The organism is Sorangium aterium (genome assembly GCF_028368935.1).
In the GTDB taxonomy this organism is placed as follows: Bacteria; Myxococcota_A; Polyangia; order Polyangiales; family Polyangiaceae; genus Sorangium; species Sorangium atrum.
Genome location: NZ_JAQNDK010000001.1, coordinates 2,936,274 through 2,950,953 on the forward strand (window position 1 = coordinate 2,936,274; position 14,680 = coordinate 2,950,953).

Annotated in this window: 10 protein-coding genes; 8 read left to right on the top strand and 2 right to left on the bottom strand. The window is 71.0% G+C overall.

The features are described from left to right. Positions 1 to 65 precede the first annotated feature (65 nt). Positions 66 to 1,451, top strand: coding sequence for a purine-cytosine permease family protein (locus POL72_RS10715; RefSeq protein ID WP_272094991.1), 1,386 nt, complete (start codon positions 66 to 68; stop codon positions 1,449 to 1,451). On the opposite strand, the gene gnd is transcribed toward POL72_RS10715, so the two are convergent. Further along, a complete protein-coding gene (gnd, locus tag POL72_RS10720) occupies positions 1,426 to 2,958 on the bottom strand; it encodes an NADP-dependent phosphogluconate dehydrogenase (RefSeq protein ID WP_272094992.1) in 1,533 nt (510 codons plus the stop codon). The two genes, POL72_RS10715 and gnd, sit on opposite strands and share 26 nt — an antisense overlap. 217 nt (positions 2,959 to 3,175) lie before the next feature. Here gnd and POL72_RS10725 point away from each other — a divergent pair, with 217 nt between their 5' ends. The 4 genes from POL72_RS10725 (at position 3,176) to POL72_RS10740 (ending at position 9,266) form a co-directional block, all read left to right on the top strand. After that, a complete protein-coding gene (locus POL72_RS10725; protein WP_272094994.1) occupies positions 3,176 to 5,233 on the top strand; it encodes a hypothetical protein in 2,058 nt (685 codons plus the stop codon). Between the two features lie 361 nt (positions 5,234 to 5,594). Further along, the gene (locus POL72_RS10730; RefSeq protein WP_272094996.1) at positions 5,595 to 7,070 is read left to right on the top strand and encodes a serine/threonine protein kinase; all 1,476 of its coding nucleotides are present in this window, start codon (positions 5,595 to 5,597) and stop codon (positions 7,068 to 7,070) included. Positions 7,071 to 7,171: 101 nt separating this feature from the next. Continuing rightward, positions 7,172 to 8,254 (top strand): tetratricopeptide repeat protein, encoded by a 1,083-nt coding sequence (locus POL72_RS10735; protein ID WP_272094998.1) that lies wholly within the window; start codon positions 7,172 to 7,174, stop codon positions 8,252 to 8,254. Positions 8,255 to 8,549: 295 nt separating this feature from the next. Further along, entirely contained in the window at positions 8,550 to 9,266 is a 717-nt protein-coding gene (locus POL72_RS10740) for a hypothetical protein (protein ID WP_272094999.1), read from the top strand. A 21-nt stretch (positions 9,267 to 9,287) separates the two neighbouring features. Here POL72_RS10740 and POL72_RS10745 read toward each other — a convergent pair whose 3' ends face one another. Further along, positions 9,288 to 9,644 (bottom strand): Spx/MgsR family RNA polymerase-binding regulatory protein, encoded by a 357-nt coding sequence (locus POL72_RS10745; RefSeq protein ID WP_272095000.1) that lies wholly within the window; start codon positions 9,642 to 9,644, stop codon positions 9,288 to 9,290. Positions 9,645 to 9,916: 272 nt separating this feature from the next. On the opposite strand from POL72_RS10745, the gene POL72_RS10750 reads away from it, so the two are divergent. From POL72_RS10750 to POL72_RS10760, 3 genes are all read left to right on the top strand, one after another. After that, positions 9,917 to 11,539, top strand: a complete 1,623-nt coding sequence (locus POL72_RS10750; protein WP_272095001.1) for an ABC-F family ATP-binding cassette domain-containing protein — start codon at positions 9,917 to 9,919, stop codon at positions 11,537 to 11,539. A 146-nt stretch (positions 11,540 to 11,685) separates the two neighbouring features. After that, entirely contained in the window at positions 11,686 to 14,256 is a 2,571-nt protein-coding gene (locus POL72_RS10755) for an ATP-binding protein (RefSeq protein WP_272095002.1), read from the top strand. 92 nt (positions 14,257 to 14,348) lie between these two features. Then, entirely contained in the window at positions 14,349 to 14,606 is a 258-nt protein-coding gene (locus tag POL72_RS10760; RefSeq protein ID WP_272095003.1) for a hypothetical protein, read from the top strand. Positions 14,607 to 14,680 lie beyond the last annotated feature (74 nt).

The window sequence follows — 14,680 nt, forward strand, 5'->3', positions numbered from 1 at the left end:
GCGAGACGCCGCGCGCGGGCCAGCACCACGGCCGCGGGACCACGGCGAAGGCGCGGCGCTAGGGCATGATCGGGCGCGACGACTTCCCCCTTGCCCGGGTGCCCGAGGCCGAGCGCTACCCGTGGTGGAGCGTCGCCGTCCAGCGGTTCGGCGAGCTCTCCGCGCTGTCGCAGCTCCTCCTCGGCGCCACGCTCGGCTTCCACATGACCTTCTGGGGCGCCTTCTGGGCGCTGACACTGGGTGTCGTCCTCCTGGAGATCGTCGCGGTGCTCATCGGAGTCGCTGGCCAGCGAGAGGGCCTGTCCACGTATGTCCTCGCCCAGTGGACCGGCCTGGGACGTCACGGCTCGTCTCTGTTCGGCCTGTGCACGGCGGTCAGCCTGGTCGGGTGGTTCGGTGTTCAGAACGCCATTTTTGCCAAGGGCCTCGCGGCGCTCGCCGGCACGCAGGTGCCGCTGTGGGTCTATTGCGTCCTCACCGGGGCCGCCGTCACATTGATCGTGATCTATGGGTTCAGCTCGATGGCCTGGACCTCGTACATCACGGTTCCACTCTTTCTTGCCCTCAGCGCCTGGGCGATCCGGAGCGCCCTCGCCCGGCACGAGCTGGCCGACCTCATATCGATGCCTCCGCCAGGAGAGCCCATGAGCGTCGCGACCGGCGCGACCCTGGTGGCCGGCGGGTTCATCGTGGGTGCGGTCCTCACCCCGGACATGACCCGCTACAACCGTTCGGCGGCCGACGTGGTAAAGCAGACGTTCGTCGGGGTGACCCTCGGCGAGTACACGATCGGCCTCACCGGCGTGCTCCTGGCGCACGCCGTCGAGAGCGCGGATGTCGTCCACATCGTGACGACGGAGGTCGGGGTCGTCGGCGCGGCGATCCTCGTGACGGCCACGTTGAAGATCAACGACTGGAATCTGTACTCGGCCTCCCTCAGCCTGGTGACCACGGTCCATCAGACGACGGGCCGACACGTCCCGCGGAGCGCGATGACGCTCGCGGTGGGTGCGGCGGGGACGGCGCTCTCGATCGCCGGGATCCTGGAGCACCTCGTCGGATTTCTCACGCTGCTCGGGGTCGCTTTCCCGCCTGTCGCCGGCATCATGATCGCCGAATACTACGTCGTGCGTCGACATCGGGCTGCGCTCGCGCACACCCGATCCGCCGGTACGCTTCCCCCGCAGGTGGAGTCCATGAGCCTTCGCCCGCTCCTCGCCTGGGCAGGCGGGATGGCGGCGGGATACCTCATCCACGCCGGCATTCCGGCCATCAACGCGCTCCTGTGCGGCTTTCTCGTCCATGTCGCGCTGAACCGGACGACGAGCAGGGGCTCCGATGGCCGAGCCGATCATCGACACGCGCGTCCACGGAGGCGGGAGGACGCTGGCGGAGAGGCGAGGAGGACGGGGATCGCGTCGGGCGTCAGTGCCCGCCGCCGGTGCCCTTGATGTCCAGCTGAGGACGGGAGGGGTGCGGCCAGTCGAGGTGGAAGAACTTGCCGCGCGGCTGATCCGTGCGCTCGTAGGTGTGCGCCCCGAAGTAGTCTCGCTGAGCCTGCAGGAGATTTGCAGGCAGGTGGGCCGCGCGATACCCGTCGTAATACGACAGGGCCGACATGAACGCGGGCGCCCAGACGCCGTTCTGCGCGGCGATCGACACCACCTTGCGCCAGTTCGCCTGACCCTGCTTGATCTGATCGTTGAAGTACGGATCGAGCAGCAGGTTCGTCAGGCCAGGGTTGCGCGTGTACGCCTCCGTGATCTTCTGGAGGAAGCGGGCGCGGATGATGCAGCCGCCGCGCCAGATGCTCGCGATCGTGCCGAAATCAAGCTTCCACTTGTACTCCGCCTGCGCCGCCGCCATGAGCTGGAAGCCCTGCGCGTAGGCGCAGATCTTCGAGCAATACAGCGCGTCGCGGATCGCCGTGATCGTCCCCTGCCGGTCCGCTACCGGAGTCGGGGTCGGGCCAGCGAGGTGCTTCGAGGCCTCGACGCGCTCGTCCTTCAGCGCAGAGAGGCAACGGGCGAACACCGCCTCCGCAATGGCGTTCGCAGGGATGCCCATGTCGAGCGCGTTGCTGCTCGTCCACTTGCCCGTGCCCTTCTGCCCCGCCGTGTCGAGGACGAAATCGACGAACGGCTTGTCCTTCTGGACAGGGTCCTTCTGCTGGAGGATGTCGGCGGTGATCTGGATGAGGTACGAGTCGAGATCTCCGCTGTTCCACTCGGAGAAGACCCGAGACATCTCGTCCTTCGACAACCCGAGCAGCCCGTCGAGGAGCGTGTACGCCTCGCAGATGAGCTGCATGTCGATGTACTCGATGCCGTTGTGGACCATCTTCACGTAGTGGCCCGCGCCGTTCGGCCCGATGTACGCCGTGCAGGGGACCCCGCCCTCCACCGGCTTGCCGGGGGACGCGCCCTCGATCGGCTTGCCGGTCGCCGGATCGACCTTGGCGGCGATCGCGCGCCAGATCGGCTCCAGGTGCTGCCAGGACGCGGGATCGCCGCCGGGCATCAGCGAGGGGCCGAAGCGCGCCCCCACCTCGCCGCCGGAGACGCCCGAGCCGAAGAACTTGCACTGCTTCGCGTACTCCTGCTCCCGGCGGATGGTGTCGGTCCAGAGCGAGTTGCCCAGATCGACGACGATATCGTCCGGCTCGACGCCCGCCTCGATGAGCTGCTTGACCACCATGTCCACCGGCGGACCGGCCTTGACCAGGATCACCGCCTTGCGCGGCTTCTTCAGCGCGCGGACGAAGTCCTTCAGCGTCTCGCAGTAGACCAGGCCGCCGGGCGTGCTCGGGTTCCTCGCGACGAAGTCCTTCGCGACCTGCACCGTGCGGTTGTACACGGCCACCTTGAAGCCGTGGTCGGCCATGTTGAGCGCGACGTTCTCGCCCATGACGGCCAGCCCGATCATGCCGATGTCGCAGCTGGATGTGGCATCATTCATCCCGGTTCTTCTCCTTCACACGTGGCTCTTTCGCCGCCAGCGACCGCCGTGCTGCGCGGCCAGGACGACGGGTCAGCAAGCCGCGGGCCGCGAATCGCAGGCCGTAGGCCCGCGCGCCGTCGATCTCGCTGGGTCGGCTGGGAGCCACGGGCGCGCATTCTGAGCAGGCCGGCGGCGCGGCGTCCAGTGCGCTCGCACGCATGGTACGCTCTCGCCGATGCGACCGGGCCCGGCGCTCGCAGGCCTCCTGCTCCTCGCCTCAGCAGCCTCGGCCTGCGGGCCCGCCGCGTACAACGTCCGCGCCGCCCGCGCCTTCGCGAACGAGGACGCCCGCCGCGCCATCATCGACGATCGCGCCGCCGATCTGGAGCGGGCGGCCTGGCTTGCCGACGAGGTCCTCTCGAGCACCCCGTACTCCCCGGGAGACGCGTGGATCGCGGCGCTCCGCCTCGACGACGACGAGGGCGAGCGGCTCCGCGCGCGCCTCGAGAAGACACCCCCCTACGACGGAGAGCACGAGGTCCCCCTCGCCAAGCTCTACCGCGCGAAGCTCGACGAGGCGCTCGCCCGCGCGGCCGCGCGCGGTGAGCGCGGCGCGCCGCCCGCGTTCGCGCGCCTCTTCGACGCGCTCGCGGAGCTCGCGGCGCCGGCGCGCGAGGCAGGGGCCGCCAGCGCCGCGAGCCGCCTGCCGGCCGCATGGCAGGCGCTCGCGGAGCACGCGCGGGCGCTCGCCGCCGAGGAGCGGGACGTCGAGCGGCTCTCGGCCGGGAGGCCGCTCGGCGCCCCCGACACGCCCGAGATCGCCGCCGCGAAGGCGAGGGCCGCCGCGCGGCGGCGGGCGCTCGCCGGAGCGCACCGGGACGTCGCCGGCGCCGCGATCGCGCTCCGCGCGGCGAGCGCAGGGCAGGAGCCCGCCCGGACGATCGCGCGCGACGCGCTCCATGTGCTGTCGTTCCTCCTGCGCATGCACATCGAGGCGCTCGCGGTGGCGCCGTACGTCGTGAAGCAGGCCCGGCGGGTGGCGCGGGACGAGCCCGGTTACAGGGCCGCTGTGGGGCGCGCGGAGGCGATCTCCAGGGTGCTCGAGGAGCAGCGCGCGGCGCTCTCTACCTGCGCCGAGGCGCTCTCCGCGCCGGCGCAGACGCCGCTCGAGGACACGGCGGGCTTCGAGGCGCAGGAGGGCTTGCTCGAGCAAGGCCGGGCGATCAGCCTCGACGCCGTCCACCTGAAGCTGAAGGGCGACGTCGAGCTCCTGTTCTTCCACCAGCTCGCGAGCGCGGGCTCCTCCGGCGGCGTCAACGATTACCGGGGCAGGACGCGGCGGCTCGCCTACGACGTCGATCCGGTGTTCATGGTGGGCGGCCGGGCGCTGCTCACGTACGACTTCGATCACGTGCGCGACGCCGCGCGCCTCAACGCCGGCTTCAAGACCGACCGGCTGTTCTCGTCGGGCGGCGACATCCGGTACGACGGCTCGCTCGGCAGGCTGCTCGGGCTGAACGGCCTCGCGAGCGACGTCTTCGACATCGGCGCCGACCTCGCAGGCGTCAGCACGAGCCTCAAGATCGCGCGGTTCACCGCCGGGAACGTGACCGAGCTCGCCGTCGATCCGGCGACCGACCGCGACGCCGGCGCCGTCGCCAGCGCGCCCTTCCAGCTCCTGCTCCGCCAGATCGACGTCGGCTTCGACGTGACGAAGCTCTTCCCGGAGGCCGCGGACGACCTCTACCTCGAGGAGCTGCTCGCGGGCTTCAGGTACATGGACTACAAGCTCCCCCGCATCTTCTACGCGCTCCGCGAGCGGGACCCGGGCGAGGGCGACGTCTACGTCTTCGAGCGGCAAAGCCCCGCCCAGAGCGCGACGTCGCGGTTCTACCAGGGCGGCTTCAGCGTGCGGATGGGCAACGGCGAGTGGCCGCGGCTCGCGCCGTTCGGCGATCTCGGCCTCTACGGCGGCGCCGGCCCGGTGCGCTACGCCTTCTCCGCGGATCCCGCGGTCCCTGGCGTCGGGAGCGAGGTCGACGAGGCGACGATGATCGCGTTCTCCGGCAACGTGTCGGTGGGGCTCCGGCTCCGCTTGACTTCGTACCTCAGCCGGCTCCGCCTGCTCACCGAGCTGTCCTACAACGTGGAGGCGATCGGCCAGGGTATCATATCCAGTATCCGCGCGACCAGGCGCGGAGACGAGACGATCTACACGATCGGTCGCAAGCTCGATATCGGCGGGTTCGACGTGTTCCACGGGCCCCGGCTGCTCGCGGTCCTCGTGCTCTGACCGCTGACAGCGCCTCTGACGATGTCTGACGATGTCGATGTGTCTGTCGTGAAAAACGGTCGGAACGGACGGGCGCCACATCGGCCACATCACCGCTGCAGAGCCGCCTAACCCACGGAATCACGAGATCTTCTCGCGCCGACGAGCGACGACCGTGGAGGCTCCGCGCGGGCGGCGCGAGCGGCGCCGGTCAGCGCAGGGCGCTTACCTGTTGCCTGGTGCGCGCAGATCCAACGAACGCGCCCTACATTGGGAATGCCCATGTGGGGAGTCTCACGCTCCGCAAGTTTGTAAGGTCTGCAAGTTAACGAGTGCGGTCGTCCGACCAAGTGGTGTAACCTCGTTCGACGCGGGTGAGACTATGTCGCTGAACTTCAACGAGGGGATGCTGTTCGCTGGTAGGTACCGCGTCGTGCGCAGCATCGCGACGGGTGCGATGGGGGCGGTCTACGAGGTCGTCCACATCGAGACGGATCGCCGGCGGGCGCTCAAGGTCATGCACCCGCACCTCGCCGAGAACCCCGAGTTCCACGCGCGGTTCAAGCTGGAGGCGCGCATCGCCGCGCGCATAGCGACCGAGCACATCGTCGAGGTGTTCGACGCCGGCATCGACCTGGACACCGGCATGCCGTTCCTCGTGATGGAGCTGCTCCGCGGCGAGGAGCTCAGCAAGCGCATCCGCCGCGGCGGGCGTCTGCCACCTGAGAACGCCATCGCCTACCTGCGCCAGACCGCGCACGCCCTGGACAAGACGCACGCGGCCGGCGTGGTCCACCGCGATCTGAAGCCCGCGAACCTCTTCCTCGCGGCGAGCGACGACGACGACGAGATCCGGATCAAGGTGCTTGACTTCGGCATCGCGAAGCTGGTCGCCGAGACCGCGGTCGAAGGGGCGAACACCGCCGCCCTCGGGACGCCGCTCTACATGGCGCCCGAGCAGTTCAGCGGCGAGACGATCACGCGGGCCGTGGACCTCTTCGCGCTCGGCATGATCGCGTACACGGCCCTCGTCGGCAAGGCCTACTGGCTGAACGACATGCGCGAGTACAGCAACTCGCTGGCGTTCGCGGTGATCGCGATGCACGGCCCGCAGGAGCCCCCGTCCGTGCGCGCGGAGAAGGAGGGGGTGAAGCTGCCCCCGGGCTTCGACGCGTGGTTCGCGAAGGCGACGGCGCGCGAGCCCGGGGCGCGCTTCCCGACCGCTTTGTCCACGGTGGAGGCGCTCGCCGAGGTCTTCGACATCGCCCCCATGACGGTCAGGTCGTCGCGCCTGGTCGGGCTGGAGACGCCGATCCCGCGGATGAGCCAGCTGCACCAGGGGCCCGCGTCGTCGATGCCGGTGGCCGCCCAGTCGTCCACGGGCGTGGAGACAAGGGTCGGCACCGGCACCGGAACCGGCGCGGCCGCAGCGCCGCGGAGCCGATCCGCGATCGCCGTCGCGGCCATCGCCCTGGTCGGCGGCAGCGCCATCGCGATCGCCGCGTTCAGCAAGGGCGGGTCCCCGGCCCCCGGCAACGCCGAGCACGCACAAGCGGCGCAGGCGGCGGCCGTCGCGCCGCCCTCCACGCCGCCCGAGGCCGCGCCGGGCGCCGCTCACCCCGAAGTGGCCGGCACGCCCAGGTCGACCGACCTCGCGGCGTCTGCGAGCCCGGCCGCCGCGCCGCCCGCGAACAGCAGCCTGGGGATCGCTCCCGAGGTGTTGGCGGGCGCGAAGGCATCGCCGGCGCCGCGCACCCCGGCGCCGCCGCCCGGCGCCTGGCGCAAGATCGCGCCGACCGCCTCCCCCGCCCCCGCGGCGAAGCCCCGGGAGCGGGAGTCGCTCTACGGGGCAGACTGAGCGCCGCGCCGACCCACAACGCGCTGATTTTTTGCCTGGGGCGGTCCCAAAGGAGGTATCTCATTTTACCTCCGATGCGAACCTTCTGGCCCGGCGCCGTCTTGAGCGGATTACTGAGCATTGCTATCGCCGCGCCGGCGAGCGCGCAGCCCGACGCCGTGGCCGTGGCCGAGTCGCTCTTCAACCGGGGCCTCGCGGACATGCTGGCCGGCAAGTTCCAGACGGGCTGCCCTGCTCTCACCGAGAGCTATCGGCTCGATCCTCGCCCAGGGCGGCTGTTCACGCTCGCCGAGTGCGAGGCCAAGTGGGGCCGCACCGCGACCGCGGTCTCGCGCTACAACGACTTCCTCGCGCTCTACTCCCGCATGTCGGAGTCCGAGCAGGTCAAGCAGTACGATCGCTACAAGATCGTGCTCGAGCAGCGCGACGCGCTCGTGCCGCTCGTGCCGCAGCTCACGCTGTCGCTGCCGGCCGACGCGCCCGCGGGGACGCAGGTGCAGCGCGACGGCATCACGCTGGAGGGGCCTTCGCTCGGGATCGCGCTCCCCGTCAACCCGGGCGAGCACGTCGTGACGACGAGGGCGCCGGGCGGGCCCACGCACGAGGTGCGGTTCACGATCGAGAAGTCGGAGCAGAAGACGATCGAGCTCGAGGTGAAGCTCCCCGAGACGCCGCCGCCCGCGACGTCGACGGATCAGCCGCCTCAGCAGTCCGCCTCGCCGCCGTCGCAGCACGACGAGGGCGCGTCGCGGACGCCGCCGGCGCCGTCCGGGACCAGCGGCCGGCGCGTGCTGGCCTACGTGACGGGCGGGCTCGCCCTGGGCGGGCTGATCGCCGGAGGGGTGACGGGGTGGCTGGCGCTCGACGAGAGCCGCCGCGCGGACGAGGACTGCGACGACGTCGGCTCCGGCAGGGCGGTATGCAAGACCGCCGAAGGGAAGGCCGCTGGACAACGCGCGAAGGACCTGGGGCTGGTGAGCACGATCGGCTTCGGCGCCGGGGCGGCGCTGGCCGGCACGGCGCTCGTGCTCTTCCTGACGGAGCCGTCCTCGTCCAGCTCGCAGGCCAGCGCAACCACCGGCGCGCACGCCGGCGCCGCGCCCCGCCCGCAAGCAGGCGCAGTGAGCTGGTCGCTGCTCGCGGGACCGACCGGCGGCGGCGTCGTGGTGCGCAGCCAGTGGTGAGCCGGCCCGCCCATCGCCGCCTTCGCGCGCGCACGGTGGCGCGGCCCACGCGCACGCACGGCAGCGCGGCGCGCGCACGGTAGCGCGGTCCGCGCGCGCACACGGTAACGCGGCGCGCGCTCACGCCGCCTCGAAGCCGCGCTGTGATGCGACGTCCGGGGGAAAGCCATGACGGCCTCATCGCTCACCGTCGGAACCTTGCGCCTCGCCGTGGGGCGCGGCCGAACGTAGTATCCCATGGAAAACTACAGGCCGACGCGCCCGGGCGGGTGAGGCGGTGAGGAAAGGGCAACTCATGATCACGAAGACCACGATGGCCATGTTCGGGATCGCAGCCTCCGGTCTGCTCGCAGGCTGCACGGAGACGCTCGATTCGCAGCAGATCAAGACCGGAGGGATCTCGGCGACCCTGGAGGCGATCGCCGAGAGCGCGTCGTCGACGACCGTGCGGGCCACCCTCAAGGCCGGCGGCGACGAGAGCAACACGTACGTCATCCTGAGCGCGGGAGATCGGATCTCGGCGACCGTGGACGGCGAGGCGGTCGCGATGTCCGCCGAGAGCTCCGGTGTCTACGAGGCCAGCGTCGACGTCGGCGCAGGAGGCACCGAGATCAAGGTGCTGCTGGACCGCGACGACGAGGACGACGACGCGACGAACAACGTGGGGACGCTCCCCGATCCGTTCGACCTCGAGGCGCTGCCCAGAGAGCCAGTCCCGCGCGGCGAGGACCTCACGATCGCGTGGTCGCCGAGCGCGTCCGGGGACGACATGGTGATCGACGTGAAGGGCGACTGCATCTTCTCCAAGACGTTCGATGTGGGCGGCGACCCGGGGACGTACACCATCGGCGCGGGCGCGCTGGAGGCCACCAGCTCGCGGGAGCCCGAGAGCTGCGACGTGGACGTCGTGATCCGCCGTTCGCGCAACGGCACGACGGACAACAACCTGGATCCGGAGAGCTCGTTCGAGCTGAGCCAGGTCCGGGGAGGCCGCTTCACCTCGGCCCCCTGACAGCGGGCTCAGCCGAGCACCTCAGCCGAACAGCGCGGCGTAGTCGTCCTCGCGGAAGCCCACGAGCACCCGGTTTCCCTTCACCAGCACAGGCCGCTTCACGAGCTTCCCATCCTCGGTGAGCCACCGCACGACGTCGTCGTCGCTCGCGGCGTCCACCCGCGCCTTGCCGAGCGCGCGGTAGCTCTGCCCGCTCGTGTTGAGCCATCGGCGCACCGAGAGCCCGCTCGCAGGGACCCACCGGGCGAGCTCGGCGGCCGTCGGCGGCTCATCGACGATGGGGCGCACGGCGACGTCGATGCCGCGCTCGCCGAGCCACTTCAGCGCTCGCTTGCAGGTGCTGCAGCCGGCATAAGAGAGGATCTGGACCTTGCTCATGCCGGGCCTTCTGCCCTCTCGGCCGCGCGACATCAAGCGCGCATGAGCCCGAAAAATAGATAGAAAGCGCGCCCATAGCAGGAGAGAAAAAAACGGGCTCCTGCGCAATGCGCCCGGAATGCGCCCGAAGACGAGCAAGGCATCGATTCACAGCGGGCGACTCATGGCGCGCGCGCCGGCGCCGACGGCGGTGGGCGAAATGCCCCATCGCGCGACGGGCCGTCTGGTATAGGGGGCGCGGAAAGGAGCCGCCCCCAGCGGCAGTGCGCCTCGTGATCCGTCTCGATTCCATCAGCAAGCAGCACGGCAAGCAGATCCTCTTCCTCGAGGCCTCCGCGGCGGTGAACCGCGGCGAGAAGGTCGGCCTTGTGGGGCCCAACGGCTCGGGCAAGACGACCATCTTCCGGATGATCACCAAGGAGGAGGCGCCCGACGGCGGCCAGGTCGCCATCGACCGCGGCGTCACCATCGGCTACTTCAGCCAGGACGTCGGCGAGATGAAGGGCAGGAGCGCCGTCGCCGAGACCATGGACGGCGCCGGCCCGGTCTCCGACGTCGCCGCGGAGCTCCGCGAGCTCGAGGCCGCGCTCGCCGACCCCGAGCGCATGGACGAAATGGAGAGCTTGATCGAGCGCTTCGGGCAGGCCCAGGCCCGCTACGAAGAGCTCGGCGGCTACGCGCTCGACGCCAAGGCGCGCGAGATCCTCGCGGGGCTCGGCTTCAGCCAGGCCACGATGGACGGCGACGTGGGCGCCCTCTCGGGCGGGTGGAAGATGCGCGTCGCGCTCGCCCGCATCCTCCTCATGAGGCCCGACGCGCTCCTGCTCGACGAGCCGACCAACCACCTCGACATCGAGTCGATCATCTGGCTCGAAGGGTACCTGAAGCAGTATGCCGGGGCGCTCGTCATGACCTCGCACGACCGAGAGTTCATGAACCGCATCGTCACCAAGATCATCGAGATCGACGGCGGCGAGCTCACCAGCTACTCCGGCGACTACGAGTTCTACGAGCAGCAGCGCGCCGTCAACGAGCAGCAAGCCGAGGCGCAGTACGAGCGCCAGCAGGCGATGCTCGCGAAGGAGATGCGCTTCATCGAGCGCTTCAAGGCCCAGGCCGCCAAGGCGGCGCAGGTCCAGTCGCGCGTGAAGAAGCTGGAGAAGATCGACAAGGTCGAGCCCCCGAAGCGCAGGAGGACGATCCGCTTCGAGTTCAAGCCCGCGCCGCGCTCGGGCGACGACGTGGCGAGGCTCAGCGGGGTGAAGAAGTCGTTCGGCGGGCGGTCCATCTACGACGGATTCGATCTCCTGATCCGCCGCCGCGAGCGCTGGTGTGTGATGGGCGTGAACGGCGCCGGCAAATCCACCCTCCTCAAGCTCGTCGCGGGGGCCTCCGCCCCGGACGCAGGCGGAGTGAGCGTGGGCGCGAGCGTGAAGCTGGGGTATTTCGCGCAGCACGCGATGGAGCTCCTCGACCCGACCCGGTCCGTCTGGGAATCCATCGTGGCGAGCTTCCCCCAGGCCTCGATCGGCTCGCTCCGCACGCTCGCCGGCGCGTTCGGCTTCTCCGGCGACGACATCGACAAGCCCTGTCGCATCCTGTCCGGCGGCGAGAAGGCGCGCCTCGTGCTCGCGATCATGCTCTATGATCCGCCGAATTTCCTCGTGCTCGACGAGCCGACGAACCACCTCGACATGGCGACCAAGGAGATGCTCGTCGGAGCGCTCTCCTCGTTCGAGGGCACCATGCTGTTCGTCTCGCACGATCGCCGCTTCCTCGCCGCGCTGTCCAACCGCGTCCTGGAGCTCCTGCCCGACGGCCCGCGCGTGTATGGCGGGGGATATCTGGAGTATGTCGCCCAGAGCGGACACGAGGCGCCAGGCATCCGGAGCTGACCCGCGCCGACGTGGCGCTCGCGGCGTGTGGCGCGTGGTGTGCGGCGCGCGCGGCGAGCAAGCTCCGCCCGTGCGCGGCGCTCTCTCGTCGATTCGTCGGTTCGATTCGGCGCGAGGTGAGCACGTGCTCAACGATTCGCGCTATCGTGAGGTCCCCGATGGATCTGCTCGGTAGACCGAACCCAAAGCGGCTCTCCGACTTCATCCAGCGCCACCACGACGCGCTCCTGGATGCCTGGAAGCGTCGAGTCCAGGCGCTCAGCCCGGCGCGGCGGCTGCCGGTGCCGAGACCGACGGACCACCTCCCGGACCTCCTCGCCTACATCGCCGAGGGCACGCGCAGCGCGGGCACGGCGGCCGCGGTCGAGCGGAAGCTCCGGGGGGTCCCCGGGCTCCACGCGTTGAGCCGACTGGCCCACGGATACGACCTCGCCGACGTCGTGATGGAGTACGCGGCGCTCCGCGCTGTCATCCTGGAGCTCTGGGAGCGGGACGGCGACGGGGCCGGGGCGCGTGAGCTCATCCAGCTGAACGGGACGATCGACGAGGCGATCGCCGACGCGGTGTCCCGTTACCAGGCGGCGCGCGTGCGCCTGCTCCAGGCGCTCGACGCCATCTCGACGGCCGCGCTCGGCAGCAGCGATCTGGACGCCTTCCTGAAGGCGCTCCTCCGCGCCACCCGGGAGGCGGCGGCCGCCGTGGACGTGGCGATCGTCCTGCTCGGGGACGGGGACGCCCTCGAGGTCCACGCGACCGCGGGCCTCGACGACGGGCCGCTGCCCGGGCCCCCGCTCGAGGCGGCGCGGGAGTTCGCCCGCGCGGTCCTCGCGCTGCGCGGCCCCACGTCGCTCGACGCCGCGGCCGGCGGCATGCCCGTGACCGCGCGGGAGCTCCGGGCGAGGGGGCTGCGCGCCGTCTACGGCGTGCCGCTGATCCACGAGGGGCACGCCATCGGCGTCGCGATCCTCGGCTCCCGCAACGCCGAGGAGTTCTCCGAGGACGACGCGCTGATGCTGCGCACGATGACAAGCCGGGCGACCGGCATCATCGTGCAGGCGCAGCTCGTCGCGAAGGAGCGCGCGTCGCGGCGCCAGGCGGACGACGCCCGCGCCCTGCTCGCGACCGTCGTCGAGCAGATGCCGGCGGGGCTCGTCATCGCCGAGCCGCCGACGGGGCGCGTCCTCCTCTCGAACCCCCAGGCCGGGGCGATCTTCGGGCTGCCGCTCCTGCAGATCCCGAATATCGATGGATACGCCGTCTGCCAGGGCTTCGACCCTCGCTCGAGCAGGCAGTACGAGGCCCGGGACTGGCCTCTCGCGCGGACGATCACGACAGGCGAGGTCGTGATCGACGAGGAGATCGACATCGTCCGCGACGACGGCGCGCGGGGGCGGATCCTCGTGCGCTCGGCGCCGGTCCGGGATCCGGTCGGACGCGTGATGGCGGCCGTCGTGACCTTCTTCGACATCACGGAGCGGACGCGCGCCGAGCAGGGGGAGCGCTTCCTGGCCGCCGCGAGCGCGGCCCTCAGCGACACCCTCGACTTCCAGGGCACGCTCGACCGGGTGGGGCACCTGACGGTCCCCGAGCTGGCAGACTGGTGCGTCATCCAGACGCTGCCGGATCTCGAGCAGTCGCGCGGGATCACGGTGACGCACGCGGGCCCGGAGGAGCTCCAGAGGGCGCGGGCGCTCTTCCGCGAGCAGGATCCCCCGCCGCCGCTGGCCGCCCTGCTGGAGCGGGCCCTCTGCAGCGAGCGCCCGGAGCTCATCGGGGATCTGTCGCACCCGCTGCTCGCCTCGCTCGACGAGAACGGCGCCTTCCGCCGGTTCGCCCAGGCGCTCGGGATCACGTCGGCCATGGTGGTCCCGATGGTCGCGCGGGGCCGCACCTTCGGCTGCATCACGCTGGCGACGGCGGGGTCCGGCCGGGTCTACGACGAGGCGGACCTCGCGGTGGCGCACGATCTGGCGCAGCGGGCGGCGCTCGCCGCGGACAACGCCCGCCTGTACGAGGCGGCGCAGCGCGCGATCGAGCTCCGGGACAACGTGCTCGCCACGGTGTCCCACGACCTCAGGAACCCCCTGAGCGCGATCCTCACGGCGGCCGCCGTGATGATGAAGCGCGCGGCGGCGCGGGGGGAGAAGGGCGACACGAAGGCGATCCAGGCGATCCAGCGCTCGGCGCACCGGATGGATCGGCTGCTCCACGACCTGCTCGATTTCGCCAGCCTGCGCGCCGGCCGGCTGGCGCTGCGCCGGCAGCCGCAGGATCCGCGGGAGATCGGCAGGGAGGCGGTCGAGACGTTCGAGTCGCAGGCCCAGGAGAAGGGGATCCAGCTGGGGGTCGTGGCGGCCGACGACGTCCCGCTCGTCACGTGTGATCGCGATCGGGTGCTCCAGGTGCTCACCAACCTCCTGAGCAACGCGCTCCAGGTGACGGGCGCCCAGGGGGCGATCACGCTGCGGTGCGAGCGCGGGGAGGAGCATGTCGTCTTCTCGGTGGCCGACACGGGGCCGGGGATCCCGGAGGACGAGCTGCCCCACCTCTTCGAGCGGTTCTGGCGCGGCCAGCGGAACGGCTACAAGGGCACCGGGCTCGGGCTGGCCATCGCGCGGGAGCTCGTGGCGGCGCACGGGGGGACGATCCACGTGGAGAGCCGCGTGGGGGTGGGGACGACCTTCAGGTTCACGATCCCCGTCATGGACGAGGGGTGAGCCGGGGGCGGCGGGCAGACAGGGCAGCGCCCGCAGGGGAGGAGTGGACGATCGAGCGCGCCGGTCCCAGGAGTCCTCGGGAAGGAGGAGACATGGGAGTCGACAAGACGCACGATCCGCCGGGCGCCCCGCGCCCCGGGCACGCGGTCAGCGAGGAGAAGCGGCCTCTTCCGCAGGCGGATGTCCCGGGCGTCCGCGGGCCGATCACGCCGTCTGGCGAGCTCGAGGACACTCCCCCCGATGAGGTCGACAGCTGGGGCAGCGAAGGCGGCGCCGGCTCGTACGCGGGGGGGCCGATCATCTCGACTACGAAGATCTCCGCGCCGAGGCCGCCCCGCGCGTCGGGGTAGCGGGGAAGCATCGCTGAGCCGCCCGGCCGGCGGGCGCGACACCAGGGCGATCGGTGAGCGCTGCAGACAGCGAG

Excerpts from the sequence above, each read along its gene's own strand:
- POL72_RS10730 (WP_272094996.1), top strand. The coding sequence starts at position 5,595 with ATGTCGCTGAACTTCAACGAGGGGATGCTGTTCGCTGGTAGGTACCGC.
- POL72_RS10740 (WP_272094999.1), top strand. The coding sequence starts at position 8,550 with ATGATCACGAAGACCACGATGGCCATGTTCGGGATCGCAGCCTCCGGT.
- gnd (WP_272094992.1), bottom strand. The coding sequence starts at position 2,958 with ATGAATGATGCCACATCCAGCTGCGACATCGGCATGATCGGGCTGGCC.
- POL72_RS10760 (WP_272095003.1), top strand. The coding sequence starts at position 14,349 with ATGGGAGTCGACAAGACGCACGATCCGCCGGGCGCCCCGCGCCCCGGG.
- POL72_RS10745 (WP_272095000.1), bottom strand. The coding sequence starts at position 9,644 with ATGAGCAAGGTCCAGATCCTCTCTTATGCCGGCTGCAGCACCTGCAAG.
- POL72_RS10715 (WP_272094991.1), top strand. The coding sequence starts at position 66 with ATGATCGGGCGCGACGACTTCCCCCTTGCCCGGGTGCCCGAGGCCGAG.
- POL72_RS10725 (WP_272094994.1), top strand. The coding sequence starts at position 3,176 with ATGCGACCGGGCCCGGCGCTCGCAGGCCTCCTGCTCCTCGCCTCAGCA.